The 12,605-nt window shown below is 67.4% G+C and carries 12 protein-coding genes; 5 read left to right on the top strand and 7 right to left on the bottom strand.

Annotated features, from left to right (window positions below; genetic code table 11):
* Positions 1-192 precede the first annotated feature (192 nt).
* Entirely contained in the window at positions 193-1,302 is a 1,110-nt protein-coding gene (gene queG / locus HPA02_RS11200; protein WP_146803284.1) for a tRNA epoxyqueuosine(34) reductase QueG, read from the top strand.
* A gap of 4 nt (positions 1,303-1,306) precedes the next feature.
* On the opposite strand, the gene orn is transcribed toward queG, so the two are convergent.
* Positions 1,307-1,900 carry an oligoribonuclease gene (gene orn / locus HPA02_RS11195; protein WP_146803283.1) on the bottom strand — a complete coding sequence of 198 codons (594 nt, stop codon included), beginning with the start codon at positions 1,898-1,900 and terminating at the stop codon, positions 1,307-1,309.
* 104 nt (positions 1,901-2,004) lie between these two features.
* On the opposite strand from orn, the gene rsgA reads away from it, so the two are divergent.
* From rsgA to asd, 3 genes are all read left to right on the top strand, one after another.
* The gene (gene rsgA, locus HPA02_RS11190; protein ID WP_146803282.1) at positions 2,005-3,036 is read left to right on the top strand and encodes a small ribosomal subunit biogenesis GTPase RsgA; all 1,032 of its coding nucleotides are present in this window, start codon (positions 2,005-2,007) and stop codon (positions 3,034-3,036) included.
* A gap of 70 nt (positions 3,037-3,106) precedes the next feature.
* Positions 3,107-3,940 (top strand): sulfurtransferase, encoded by an 834-nt coding sequence (locus HPA02_RS11185; protein ID WP_146803281.1) that lies wholly within the window; start codon positions 3,107-3,109, stop codon positions 3,938-3,940.
* A gap of 33 nt (positions 3,941-3,973) precedes the next feature.
* Positions 3,974-4,825 (top strand): archaetidylserine decarboxylase, encoded by an 852-nt coding sequence (gene asd, locus HPA02_RS11180; RefSeq protein WP_146803280.1) that lies wholly within the window; start codon positions 3,974-3,976, stop codon positions 4,823-4,825.
* A 12-nt stretch (positions 4,826-4,837) separates the two neighbouring features.
* Here the strand turns inward: asd and epmA are convergent, their stop codons facing one another.
* Together epmA and efp are read right to left on the bottom strand one after the other, a co-directional pair.
* Positions 4,838-5,812, bottom strand: coding sequence for an EF-P lysine aminoacylase EpmA (gene epmA, locus HPA02_RS11175; protein WP_146803279.1), 975 nt, complete (start codon positions 5,810-5,812; stop codon positions 4,838-4,840).
* A gap of 247 nt (positions 5,813-6,059) precedes the next feature.
* The gene (efp, locus tag HPA02_RS11170; RefSeq protein ID WP_146803278.1) at positions 6,060-6,626 is read right to left on the bottom strand and encodes an elongation factor P; all 567 of its coding nucleotides are present in this window, start codon (positions 6,624-6,626) and stop codon (positions 6,060-6,062) included.
* 94 nt (positions 6,627-6,720) lie between these two features.
* Here efp and epmB point away from each other — a divergent pair, with 94 nt between their 5' ends.
* A complete protein-coding gene (gene epmB, locus HPA02_RS11165) occupies positions 6,721-7,752 on the top strand; it encodes an EF-P beta-lysylation protein EpmB (RefSeq protein ID WP_146803277.1) in 1,032 nt (343 codons plus the stop codon).
* A 100-nt stretch (positions 7,753-7,852) separates the two neighbouring features.
* On the opposite strand, the gene leuA is transcribed toward epmB, so the two are convergent.
* The 4 genes from leuA to serB all read right to left on the bottom strand — a co-directional run bounded on the left by leuA (position 7,853) and on the right by serB (position 12,530).
* A complete protein-coding gene (gene leuA / locus HPA02_RS11160) occupies positions 7,853-9,559 on the bottom strand; it encodes a 2-isopropylmalate synthase (protein ID WP_146803276.1) in 1,707 nt (568 codons plus the stop codon).
* Between the two features lie 294 nt (positions 9,560-9,853).
* Positions 9,854-10,678: an ion transporter gene (locus tag HPA02_RS11155; protein WP_146803275.1), complete on the bottom strand. Its 825-nt coding sequence runs from the start codon at positions 10,676-10,678 to the stop codon at positions 9,854-9,856.
* 168 nt (positions 10,679-10,846) lie between these two features.
* Positions 10,847-11,107, bottom strand: a complete 261-nt coding sequence (locus HPA02_RS11150) for a TIGR02647 family protein (RefSeq protein ID WP_146803274.1) — start codon at positions 11,105-11,107, stop codon at positions 10,847-10,849.
* Between the two features lie 202 nt (positions 11,108-11,309).
* Complete coding sequence (serB, locus tag HPA02_RS11145) at positions 11,310-12,530, bottom strand: phosphoserine phosphatase SerB (protein ID WP_146803273.1); 1,221 nt, start codon at positions 12,528-12,530, stop codon at positions 11,310-11,312.
* Positions 12,531-12,605 lie beyond the last annotated feature (75 nt).

Raw genomic sequence — 12,605 nt, 5'->3', positions numbered from 1 at the left:
GCCGGGGACGGGTCGACAGCGTCTTCGCGAGGATCCGGCCTTCCGGGGCCTGCCCCAGGGTAGCCCCGGGCCTCACGCCAGGGAGAGGGACTGTACGGCATCATGACTCCCCATGACGAGGATTTGAGTCTAGTGTAGGGTGTGCCTGCGCCACGCCCAGCCCCTTCCCGCTTTCTCGGTAGTTTCACGATCATGCCAGCCCCCGATGACCTCGCCCCGGACGCCCTCGACCCGGCTGCCCTCGCCGCCACCATCAAGACCTGGGGCCGCGAGCTGGGCTTTCAGCAGGTGGGAATCACCGATACCGACCTGGCCACCCACGAGCGCTACCTAGCGCGCTGGCTGGCGGCGGGTCACCACGGCGAGATGGGCTTCATGGCCAAGCATGGCACCAAGCGCACCCGCCCCGAGGAGCTGGTGCCGGGGACCCTCCGGGTGATCAGCGTGCGCATGGATTACCTGCCGCCGGAGGTGGAGACCACCCGCCTGCTCGGCCGGCCGGAGAAGGCCTATGTCTCCCGCTACGCCCTGGGTCGCGACTATCATAAGCTGATTCGCAAGCGCCTGGCCCAGTTGGCCAAGCGTATCGAGGGCGAGGTGGGGGCCTTCGGCTACCGCGCCTTCGTCGACTCGGCCCCGGTGATGGAGCGCGCCCTGGCCCAGAAGGCCGGCCTCGGCTGGTTCGGCAAGAATGCCATGCTGCTCAACCCCCGCGCCGGGTCGCTGTTCTTCCTCGGCGAACTCTATACCGACCTGCCGCTGCCGGTGGACCCGCCCTTCGAGAGCGAGCATTGCGGCAAGTGCAGTGCCTGCCGCAGCGCCTGCCCCACCGACGCCATCGTCGACGACAAGGTGGTGGACTCGCGGCGCTGCATCTCCTACCTCACCATCGAGCTGCACGGGGCGATTCCCGAGGAGTTCCGCGAAGCCATGGGCAATCGGGTCTATGGCTGCGACGACTGCCAGCTGGTCTGCCCCTTTACCCGCTTCACCCGCCTTAGCGACGAGGCGGATTTCGCCCCCCGCCATGATCTGGACCGCACCGACCTGCTGCGCCTGTTCGCCTGGAGCGAGGAGGAGTTCCTAAGCAAGACCGAGGGTAGTCCCATCCGCCGTATCGGCTACGAGCGCTGGCTGCGCAACCTGGCGGTGGGACTCGGCAATGCGCCCTGGAGCGAGGCGACGGAGGCGGCCCTCGAGGCGCGCCTGGCCTACCCCTCCGACCTGGTCCGCGAGCATGTGCGCTGGGCCCTGGCCCGCCAGCGGGACAAGCGAGAGCGGCGTATCGCCACCGAAGGCTAAGCGCTTACTGCTCTTCCTCGTCGGCCGCCGGCGGTGCCAGCTGCAGGAAGGTGTTGCGGTAGTGGGCCAGCTCCGCCAGGGACTCGCGGATATCGTCCAGGGCCTGGTGGGTGTTGCGCTTCTCGAAGCCCTTCAGGGCCGCCGGGTTCCAGCGCTTGGCGAGCTCCTTGAGGGTAGAGACATCCAGGTTGCGGTAGTGGAAGAAGGCCAGCAGCTCGGGCATCTCGCGCTCCAGGAAGCGGCGATCCTGGTGCACGCTATTGCCGCACATGGGCGAGCTGCCCGGGGCCACATGGGCGCGCAGGAACTCCAGGGTGCGCCGCTCCGCCGCCCGGGTCTCGATGGTGCTCTGGCGCACCCTGGCCACCAGGCCCGACTCGCCATGGGTCTTCTGGTTCCAGGCATCCATCCCGGCCAGCAGGTGCTCCGGCTGGTGCACGGCGATCACCGGCCCCTCGGCGATCAGGTTGAGCTCGTTATCGGTGATCAGGGTCGCCACCTCGATGATGCGCTCCTTCTCGGGGTCGAGGCCGGTCATTTCCAGGTCGATCCAGACCAGCAGATCCTTGCGGGGGGTGGCGTCGGGGGTCGTAGCCATGGTGCGTGTTTTCCTTCTCGGGGCCGCCGATCGCGCGCCGGCCCGGTGTCTAAGCGGGTGGTCTATGCGTACAATGCCCCCATTGTACAGACCTCGGGCGGCCCATGAGCAAACGCAAGCTAACTCGCCAGCAGCGCTGGCGCATCGAGAAGATTCAGGCCGAGCGCGCCGAGCGCGCCGCCAAGCGCGATGCCCAGGATGCCGACAAGCTGGAGGCCGGCGAATATGGCCCCGAGCGCAACGGGCGAGTGATCGCCCACTTCGGCCGCAGCCTGGACGTGCGCCCCGCCGAAGGCGGCCCCCTGCACCGCTGTCATCTGCGCGCCAACCTGGAGCCCCTGGTCACCGGGGATCGGGTCATCTGGCGCGCCGCCAATGACGGCAGCGGCGTGGTGGTGGCCCGGGGCGAACGCGACAGCGTGCTGGAGCGCCCCGACGCTCGGGGGCAGCTCAAGCCGGTGGCGGCCAATATCGACCAGATCCTGATCGTCTTCGCCGTGGAGCCCGCGCCCCATGCCAACCTGATCGACCGCTACCTGGTGGCCGCCGAGGCCACCGGTATCGCCCCAGTGCTGGTGCTCAACAAGACCGACCTGCTGCCGCCGGGCGGCGGCGAGCTGATGACCCTGCTCGGCCACTATGAGGCGCTGGGCTACCCGGTGGTGACCACCACCACCGCCGAGGAGAGCGGCCTGGACGCCCTGAGGGCGCGGCTGGCCGGGCGCACCTCGGTGTTCGTCGGCCAGAGCGGGGTCGGCAAGTCGTCGCTGATCGACCGCCTGCTGCCCGACGAGACCCTGCGCATCGGCGCCCTCTCCGAGGACTCGCGCAAGGGCACCCACACCACCACTACCGCCCGCCTCTACGCCTTCGATGACGACGATAACGCGGCCGGCGAGCTGATCGACTCGCCGGGGATCCGCGAGTTCGGCCTGACCCACCTGGATGCCCAGCAGGTCACCGAGGGCTTCGTAGAGTTTCGCGAGCTGCTGGGGCAGTGCCGCTTCCGCGACTGCCGCCACCGGCAGGAGCCCGGCTGCGCCCTGCTCGAGGCCGTGGAGCGCGGCGAGGTCCGTGCCGAGCGCTTCAACAGCTACCGGCGCATCCTCGAGAGCCTCGAGGACGAAGGGCGTTGAGCGGCGGTGTCGCTCCGGACGCCGGCAATATGCCATTATCCTTCGCAGCAACCGAGACAAGGAGGGTGCCATGAGCTCCGAAGCCAATCTTCTGCCGCTGATCGTCGAGCCTGACCGGCTCGCCGAGGTGCTGGACGACCCCCAGCTGCTGATTATCGATGTGCCCCTCAAGCCCGAGAGCTACGCCGAGGGCCATGTGCCCGGGGCCCGCTTCCTCGACTATCGCCGCCTGCTCGTGGGCAGCGGCGAGGTGCCCAACGAGGTCCCCGATGAGGCGGCGCTGTCGGCGCTGTTCTCCGAGCTGGGCCTGACCCGGGACACCCATGTGGTGGCCTACGACGACGAGGGCGGAGGCTGGGCCGGCCGCCTGCTGTGGACCCTGGAGCTGATCGGCCACCGCCGCTACTCCTACCTCAACGGCGGCATCCACGCCTGGCGCGCCGAGGGCCTGCCCAGCGAGACCACCCCGACGGCCCCCGTGCCCAGCGAGTACGAGGCGGCGATCCTCAACCCCGATGTCGCCATCGATCGGGAGAGCCTCCAGGAGCGCCTCAGCGACAAGGGCTTCGCCGTCTGGGATGCCCGCTCGCCAGAGGAGTACCGCGGCGAGAAGGGGCAGAACCGGCGTCTCGGGCATATTCCCGGCGCGGTCAACCTGGAGTGGACCGAGGCCATGGACAAGGCGCGTCAGCTGCGTATTCGCGATTATGCGGAGCTGATCACCGAGCTGGAGGCCCTGGGCCTGACCCCGGACATGGAAGTGGTCACCCACTGCCAGAGCCACCACCGCAGCGGCTTCACCTGGCTGGTGGGCAAGGCCCTGGGCTTCGAGAAGATGCGCGCCTACCCCGGCTCCTGGAAGGAGTGGGGCAATCGCGATGATACGCCGGTAGAGAAGCCATAATCCCTAACCCCCTTTTGATGAGATCGTCCTTTCGTGTCGCCATCCAAGTTATTCGCCCTGATCCAGTACCCCCTGCCCCACCACCTGCTCTCGCGGCTGGTGGGGCGGCTCGCCGAGACCCGCGTCGGCTGGCTCAAGCAACTGCTGATCAAGGCCTTTATCCGCCGCTTCCGGGTGGACATGAGCGAGGCTCGGGAGCCCGATCCCGGGGCCTATGCCTGCTTCAACGACTTCTTCACCCGGCCCCTCCGGGAAGGCGCGCGGCCCATCGAGTCGGGCCTGATTTCCCCCGCCGACGGCACCCTCTCCCAGTTCGGCGAGACCCATCATGGCACTCTGATCCAGGCCAAGGGCCAGGCCTTCTCGATCACCAGCCTGCTGGGCGGCGATATGCATCGCGCCGCGCCCTTCCGCCAGGGCAGCTTCGCCACCATCTACCTCTCGCCCCGAGACTACCACCGGGTGCATATGCCGCTGACCGGCACCCTCCGGGAGATGGTCTATGTGCCGGGCCGGCTCTTCTCGGTCAACCGGGCCACCGCCGACCATGTGCCCAACCTCTTCGCCCGTAACGAGCGCCTGGTGTGTCTCTTCGATACCGAGGAGGGCCCCATGGCCATGGTGCTGGTGGGGGCCATGATCGTCGCCGCCATCGAGACGGTGTGGGCCGGGCAGATCACCCCCCTCTCCGGGCGGGTCCAAACGATTCGCTTCGACGAGCCCATCACCCTGGAGAAGGGCGCCGAGATGGGCCGTTTCAAGCTCGGTTCCACGGTGGTGATGTGCTTCGCGAAGGAGATCGACTTCGAGGAGCTCGTCCCCGATATCTCGGTAAAAATGGGCGAGCGCCTTAGCCGCCTGCCCCATCTGGCGGATAATGGCTAAAGAGCCATCGGGTCAACAGCGTGGCGTGGCGAAGGCCATGACCTCCGCCACGCTGGCCTTGCCCAGAGCCAACTGAATCAGCCGGTCGAGGCCCAGGGCCACGCCGCTTCCCGCCGGCATGCCCGCCGCCAGGGCGTCCAGCAGGCGCCGGTCCACGGTGACCTCGGGCAGGCCCCGGGCACGCCGGGCGGCATTGTCCTCGGCGAAGCGCGCCGCCTGTTCCGCGGCATCGGTGAGCTCGTCATAGCCGTTGGCCAGCTCCAGCCCCTGCAGATAGACCTCGAAGCGCCCCGCCACCCATTCGCCATCCTCCGGGTCCCGATGGCGCCGGGCCAGGGCCGCCTGGCTGGCCGGGTAGTCCACCACCACGTCCAGGCCGTCGCGGCCCAGGGTCGGCTCGATCTCGAGGCTCAGCAGCAGGTCCAGGCAGTCATCCCGGGACGCCTCGTCCATGGAGAGGCCGCCCCGCGCCGCGGCCAGCCGGCGAAGCTCGCCGAGCGGCGTGGTGAAGGGGTCGACTCCCAGCTGCTCGCGGAACAACTGCCGATAGCGCCACCGCCGCACCGGCCCCGGGTCCCGCCCCAGCACGGCCTGGATCAGCGCCACCGTCTCCTCGATCAAGGCGTCCAGGGCCAGGCCCGGGCGATACCACTCCAGCATGCTGAACTCGAGGTTATGGCGGCGCCCCACCTCGCCGTCCCGGAAGCTGCGGGCGATCTGATAGATGGGGCCGGCGCCGGCGGCCAGCAGGCGCTTCATGGCGAACTCCGGCGAGGTCTGCAGCCAGAGGCGCTCGCGCCCCTCGGGGGTCGTCGCCTCGCAACTCAGCGACGCCAGCCCTACATCGGTGCTGCCGCCATGGCCCAGCACCGGGGTCTCCACCTCCAGCACGCCACGCGCGGCGAAGAAGCCGCGCACCTCGGCCAGCAGCCGCGCCCGCTGGCGCAGGGTCTCGAGAGACGCCGAGGGGTGCCAGTCATTGGTCATCACAGCCTCCAGAAACACCATGGCCACGCCTTGGCGTGGCCATCTTCGACGAACAGTCGCTGCTCAGAGCGTCATCAGCAATGCTCAGGGCTAGGTTCCCTACGGGCCCACGTACTCCCCACCTAACTGTGGGTCGCCAGGCGAATCCCGGGCGGGTAAGGCGGCGGAGTTTAGCAGCGCTAAATGAGCAAGCCGTCCCGGGATTCAACGCCGTATGAGCGAGCGCAATAGCCCTGACAGCAGACTGTCAGGCGCGGGAGACGTACTCGCCGTTACGCGTATCGACCTTCAGCACCTCGCCCTGGTTGATAAACAGCGGCACACGCACCACGGCGCCGGAGGAGAGGGTCGCCGGCTTGGAGCCGCCCTGGGCGGTGTCGCCCTTGAGGCCCGGGTCGGTCTCGACCACTTCCAACTCGATAAAGTTGGGCGGCGTGACGTTGATGGCGTTGTCGTTCCACAGGGTCACGGTGTAGGCGACCTGCTCCTTGAGCCACTTCTCGGTATCGCCCAGGGCCTTCTTCTCCACCGCGTACTGCTCGAAGGAGCCGTCGGTCTTCATGAAGTGCCACATCTCGCCGTCGGTGTAGAGGTACTCCATCTCCAGCTCGAGGACATCGGCGCCCTCCAGGGATTCGCCGGACTTGAAGGTGCGCTCCCAGACCCGGCCGCTGATCAGATTGCGCAGCTTGACCCGGTTGAAGGCCTGGCCCTTGCCCGGTTTGACGTACTCGTTCTCGAGGATCGCGCAGGGGTCGCCGTCCAGCATTACCTTCAGACCGCCCTTGAATTCGTTGGTAGAATAGTTCGCCATGATTCCTCGCTGAATGATCGGCGCCCCGCCATGGCGGCGGCGCAGGAAATGTATCGACGGGCGCCGTGGCGCCCGCCCGCAATTGGTGTGCCGCATGATAACCCGAAGCCCGGCCGATGTGCAGAGCGTCCCCCTCGCCCTCCCTCAGGAGCGCGCCCCCTGGCAGCGTCAGCTGGCCGGGGTGATCCGCGACCCGGTGGAACTCTGCCGGCGCCTCGACCTGGACCCGGCCTGGCTGCCCGGCGCCGAGGCCGGCCATGAACTCTTCGAGGTGCGCGTGCCCAAGGCCTATCTGGCGCGCATCCGCCCCGGCGACCCGCACGACCCGCTGCTGCGCCAGGTACTGCCGCTGGGCGAGGAGACGCTCGAGGTGCCGGGCTACCTGGCCGACCCGCTCCAGGAGGCCGAGCATACCCCGGCCAAGGGGCTGATCCACAAATACGCCGGCCGGGTCCTGTTGATTGCCAGCCCCAGCTGCGCCATCAACTGCCGCTACTGCTTCCGTCGCCACTTCCCCTATGGCGAGAACGCTCCCTCCCGGGCCCAGTGGGAAGCAAGCCTCGACACCCTGCGCGGCGACGCCTCCATCCGCGAGGCGATCCTCTCCGGCGGCGACCCCCTGGCCGCCAGCGATCGCCAATTGGCCTGGCTGGTGGCGCGCCTCGACGCCATCCCCCACCTCAAGCGCCTGCGGATCCACAGCCGCTTGCCGGTGGTGATCCCCGAGCGGGTCGACGACACCCTGCTCGGCTGGCTCTCCGCCACCCGACTACAGAAGGTGCTGGTGCTGCATATCAATCATGCCAACGAGATCGACGAGGCGCTGATCGGGGCCTGTGCCCGCCTGAAGAGTGCAGGGGTGACCCTGCTCAACCAGAGCGTGCTGCTACGCGGCGTCAACGACTCGGTAGAGGCCCTGGCCGCGCTCTCCGAACGACTCTTCGAGGCCGGCGTCCTGCCCTACTACCTGCATGTGCTCGACCCGGTGGCCGGCGCGGCCCACTTCGACGTTCCCGACGACCAGGCCCGTGAATTGGTCGCGGGCCTCAGGCAAGTCCTGCCAGGCTTCCTGATGCCGACCCTGGCCCGGGAAGTGCCCGGCGAGGCGAGCAAGACCCCCCTGTAAGCCGGACGCTAGAAGCCGGCAGAAAACTCAGCCCCCATGCCGAGGGCTCGGCATGGGGGCTGAGTTTATCGGGGTTTCTTCAAGCTTCGAGCCGATGGCCTCAGGCCAGCGTTTCGGCGGTCACATTGGCCGCGGGCGCGGCGCTCGAGGCGCGGCGGTTGATGGCGCCGACCACCGCCTTCATCGAGGCGCTGGTGATGCTCTCGTCGGTGCCCACGCCGAACACCGCCTCGCCGTCGATGCGCACCTCCACATAGGCGATCGCCTCGGCGTCGGCGCCCTGGCCGCGGGAGTGCTCGTGGTAGTCGATGACCTCCACGTCATGACCGGCCGCCGCCAACCCCTTGATAAAGGCAGCCAGGGGACCATTGGCCTCGCCGCGCACGCTCTGGGGCTTGCCGTCCACGGTGATGGCCGCCTCCAGTACCACCCGGGGGCTATCCGGCTCGGAGGAGAGGCGGTGATTGATCAGGGCCAGGGGCGCCTCCTGGGCCAGGTACTCGTCGGCGAAGGCCTGGTAGATCATCTGCGAGGTGATCTCCTTGCCCGTGCGATCGGCCACCTCCTGCACCACCTGGCTGAACTCCATGGCCAGGCGCCGCGGCAGCTCGATGCCATGCTCCTGCTCCAGCAGGTAGGAGACCCCGCCCTTGCCGGACTGGCTGTTGACGCGGATCACCGCCTCGTAGCTGCGCCCCACGTCGAGCGGGTCGATGGGCAGGTAGGGCACCTCCCAGACCGCCTCCGGGTTGGCACGACGCTCGGCCATGCCCTTCTTGATGGCGTCCTGATGGGAGCCGGAGAAGGCGGTGAACACCAGGTCGCCCACATAGGGATGGCGAGGGTGCACCGGCAGCTGGTTGCAGTACTCCACCTCACGCATGATCGGCGTGATGTTGGAGAAGTCGAGGCCCGGATGCACGCCCTGGGTGTAGAGGTTCATGGCCAGGGTGACGAGATCGACGTTGCCGGTGCGCTCGCCGTTGCCGAACAGGGTGCCCTCGACGCGGTCGGCGCCGGCCATCACGGTGAGCTCGGCGGCGGCCACCCCGGTGCCCCGGTCGTTATGCGGGTGGACGCTGACGATCAGCGCCTCGCGATCCTTGACGTGGCGGCAGAACCACTCCACCTGGTCGGCATAGTTATTGGGGGTCGCCGCCTCCACGGTGGCCGGCAGGTTGACGATCATCTTCTTCTCGGCGCTGGCGCCATAGGCAGCCATCACCGCTTCCACCACCTCCTTGGCGAAGTCCATCTCGGTGGTGGTAAAGAGCTCCGGCGAGTACTGGAAGGTCCAGTGGGTCTCCGGGGCGGCCTCCATCAGCGCGCGGATCTGGGTGGTGGCGTCCACGGCGATCTGGGTGCACTGGGCCTTGTCGACGTTGAAGACCACGCGGCGGAAGACCGGATCGGTGGCGTTGTAGACGTGAACGATGGCGTTCTTGGCCCCCTTCAGGGCCTCGAAGGTACGCTCGATCAGGTGCGGGCGCGCCTGGGTCAGCACCTGGATGGTGACGTCATCGGGAATCTTGTCCTCCTCGATCAGCGAGCGCACGAAGTCGAAATCGGTCTGGGAGGCGGAGGGGAACCCCACCTCGATCTCCTTGAAGCCGATCTTGAGCAGCATGTCGAAGAAGCGCTGCTTGCGCTCGGCGTCCATGGGATCGATCAGCGACTGGTTGCCGTCGCGCAGGTCGACACTGCACCACTGCGGCGGCGTCTCGATGCGCCGGCTCGGCCACTGGCGATCGGGCAGGTCCACGGCGACGAAGGGGCGGTACTTGATGGACGGGTCCTTGAGCATCATGCGGGCATCTCCTGGCGAGGGGGCAGAAACGGCGACGCCCCGGTGGCACAGGGGCCGACCGGGGCGTCAGAAAGCACTCGGGCCACGATCATGCGGATGATCGCGGCCTGGGCACGGCATACGGAAGAAAAACTGGGGGTAATGGACATCTTGCAACCTCGAGACTAGAAAACGACTTCGCGATGCACGGCATCGCCCGACACGCTTAGCGGTCGGCTAGTAGTCGTAGGTCTAGGCTGAGGCGGCAAAATGTGATGTTCATGGCCTCTAGAAAATCAGGAACGGCCGACGCTGTCAACTACCGCGGCGCTGGAGCGCCTCCTCCATCCGCGACAACTGCGCCTTGAGATCGCGCACGTCGTCGCGCAGGCCATGCAGCTCCGCGGCCTCCCCCTCGCCGTTCTCCAGCTCGATGGCCAGGCTCTCCTTCTGCATCACGTCCAGCACGATGCCGATCATCATGTTGAGGAAGATAAAGGCGTTGAGGAAGATAAAGGTCAGGTAATAGATCCAGCTCCAGGCGTACAGCTCCTGGGTGGCATACATCACGTCGGTCCAGTCCTCGAAGGTAGCGACACGGAACAGGGTGAGCATGGCGATGGAGATATTGCCCCACAGGAACTCGTCCACCTCGGCGAACAGGAAGCTGCCGATGGCGGCGTAGATATAGAAGATGATAAACATCAGCAGGGCCACATAGCCCATGCGCGGGATCGACTTGACCAGCGCCACCATCAGGATGCGCAGCTCCGGGATCATCGACACCAGGCGCAGCACCCGGAAGATGCGCAGCAGCCGCGCCAGCAGCACCATCTCCGAGTCGTCCAGGGGAATCAGGCTGGCGGTGACGATCAGGAAATCGAAGACGTTCCAGCCTTTCCTGAAGAAGTCGCGCAGGCGCTGCTCGGCACCGATACGGATCAGGATCTCGACCAGGAAGAAGATCGTCACCGCCGTATCGAAGACCAGCAGCGCCTGCTCGAAGCGCGAGGTCTCCTCATAAGTCTTGGCGCCGATCAGTAGCGCCGAGAGGATAATGATGGCGATCACGAAGGTCTCGAAGACCTTGTTACTGCGCAGCCGCTCGAAGCGGCCGCGCCAGGTGCTCAGGGAGGTCATGGGCGAATCGGTCACGGCAGACGGAAATTGGCTAGGGTCACGGGATGCCGTGGATTATCCCCTATCGCCCCGGGATGGCAAGGGCAGGAATCGTGAAGAAGTAGGGCAAGCCTGCTGGAAACGGGGCTAACCCTGGCCACGCTCTCGGCAATGACCAGGGCCGAGCGTTCAGGTGGTCACGCTATCGCTTTCCAGGATGCCCAGCAGGTCCTGGGCGTGGGCGGCGGCATCGCGGCCCAGGGAGGTGAGGTAGCCGCCATCGGCCTGGCTGAGCAGGCCCTTGGCATGCAGCCGGCCGGCGGCGGCCACCAGGCCGGGGGCGGCGCTGGAGGCGTGCACCTTGAGCCCCTCCTGGGTGGTGCTCAGGTTGTAGAGGCAGAGCAGGTGCAGCTCATCGAGGAGTTCCGGGGTGAAACGTGATGCGGTCATGGCGGCCTCCGGCGACCTGGGGAAGTCCCTCGACCCTACGCCAGCGGCGCGCGCCCCGCCAGCCCCGGTTTTCCACGCAACGCGGGCCTCTCCCTCTCGGCAGGCGATAATGGCTTAAGGCTTCTCCAGGTCCTCCCGGCGATAGCCGATTAGATGTCGCATGCCGCCAGCCCCCCCAGCGTTCCACACAAGGTCGATTCCCTTACTTCTCCAGGTCCCCCTGGCGATAGCCGATTAGATAGAGCACCGCATCCAGCCCCAGGGTGGAGATGGAGTGGTTGGCCTGGGCGCGGACCAGCGGCTTGGCGCGGAAGGCGATACCCAGCCCCGCGGTGGCCAGCATCTTGAGGTCGTTGGCGCCATCGCCCACGGCGATGGTCTGCTCCAGGGCCAGCCCCTCGCGCTCGGCGATCTCGCGCAGCAACAGTGCCTTGCGGTCGGCGTCGAGGATCGGCTCCTTGACCTCGCCGGTGACCTTGCCGTTCTCGATCACCAGCTCGTTGGCATGAATCTCATCGAAGCCGAGCTTCTGCTGCAGGTGGCGAGCGAAGTAGGTGAAGCCACCGGAGAGGATCGCCGTGCGGTAGCCCAGGCGCTTGAGCTGGGTCATCAGCCGCTCGACGCCGTCCATCAGCGGCAGTTCCTCGGCGATCTCGGCGAGCACCGACTCGTCGAGGCCCTGGAGCTTCGCCATCCGCTCGCGGAAGCTCTGCTGGAAGTCCAGCTCGCCGCGCATGGCCCGCTCGGTGACCTCGGCCACCTCGTCGTAGACGCCGTGGCGGCGGGCCAGCTCGTCGATCACCTCGGCCTGGATCAGGGTGGAATCCATATCGAAGCAGACCAGGCGCCGGTGGCGACGCCAGATGGAGTCCTCCTGGATGGCGATATCGACGCCATGCATGGCACCCAGCGCCAGGGCCTTCTCGCGCAGGGCGTCGAGATCGACCTCCTCGCCGCGCAGCCAGCACTCCACGCAGGCGCCCTGGATGACGTCATGCTCAACGGGCACGCCACCGTCAAGAGGCTCGCGGCCGGAGAGGCGGTGGATCAGCTCCACGGTCAGGCCGTGCTCGGCAGTCAGCGCCCCCACCTCGGCGAGGATGCCCGCCGGCAGATGCGGCGCCAGCAGGGTCAGGATCAGCCGCGGCTGGCTGGCATGGCTGCTCCAGCGCTGGTAGTCCTCGGCGCTTACCTGGATCGCCTGGACGTCCAGGCCCAGCTCGTCCCCGGCCTCCCCCAACAGGGCCTCCAGGTCGCTCTCGTGGTCGAGGCCTACCAGGGCCTCCAGGGAGAGCATGCCGAAGGTCACGCTCTGGTTGATGTCCAGCAGCCGCGCCCCGCTGCGGGCCAGTGCCTTGCCCAGCCCGGCCAGCTGGCCGGGGCGTGCCGCCCCGGTGGCGCGAATCAATACTCGTCGTGTCATGTTAACCCCAGTCTTGAGCCAGCAGCCGGAGGCGGGAAGCGTCCCATCTCCAGCGCCGAGCCGGTTGTTTCTGCA

The organism is Bisbaumannia pacifica, assembly GCF_007989625.1.
GTDB lineage: Bacteria > Pseudomonadota > Gammaproteobacteria > Pseudomonadales > Halomonadaceae > Bisbaumannia > Bisbaumannia pacifica.
This window is presented reverse-complemented; position numbering and strand designations above follow the sequence as displayed.

Excerpts from the sequence above, each read along its gene's own strand:
- rsgA (WP_146803282.1), top strand. The coding sequence starts at position 2,005 with ATGAGCAAACGCAAGCTAACTCGCCAGCAGCGCTGGCGCATCGAGAAG.
- epmB (WP_146803277.1), top strand. The coding sequence starts at position 6,721 with ATGATAACCCGAAGCCCGGCCGATGTGCAGAGCGTCCCCCTCGCCCTC.
- epmA (WP_146803279.1), bottom strand. The coding sequence starts at position 5,812 with ATGACCAATGACTGGCACCCCTCGGCGTCTCTCGAGACCCTGCGCCAG.
- serB (WP_146803273.1), bottom strand. The coding sequence starts at position 12,530 with ATGACACGACGAGTATTGATTCGCGCCACCGGGGCGGCACGCCCCGGC.
- queG (WP_146803284.1), top strand. The coding sequence starts at position 193 with ATGCCAGCCCCCGATGACCTCGCCCCGGACGCCCTCGACCCGGCTGCC.
- HPA02_RS11185 (WP_146803281.1), top strand. The coding sequence starts at position 3,107 with ATGAGCTCCGAAGCCAATCTTCTGCCGCTGATCGTCGAGCCTGACCGG.
- leuA (WP_146803276.1), bottom strand. The coding sequence starts at position 9,559 with ATGATGCTCAAGGACCCGTCCATCAAGTACCGCCCCTTCGTCGCCGTG.
- orn (WP_146803283.1), bottom strand. The coding sequence starts at position 1,900 with ATGGCTACGACCCCCGACGCCACCCCCCGCAAGGATCTGCTGGTCTGG.
- HPA02_RS11155 (WP_146803275.1), bottom strand. The coding sequence starts at position 10,678 with ATGACCTCCCTGAGCACCTGGCGCGGCCGCTTCGAGCGGCTGCGCAGT.
- HPA02_RS11150 (WP_146803274.1), bottom strand. The coding sequence starts at position 11,107 with ATGACCGCATCACGTTTCACCCCGGAACTCCTCGATGAGCTGCACCTG.
- efp (WP_146803278.1), bottom strand. The coding sequence starts at position 6,626 with ATGGCGAACTATTCTACCAACGAATTCAAGGGCGGTCTGAAGGTAATG.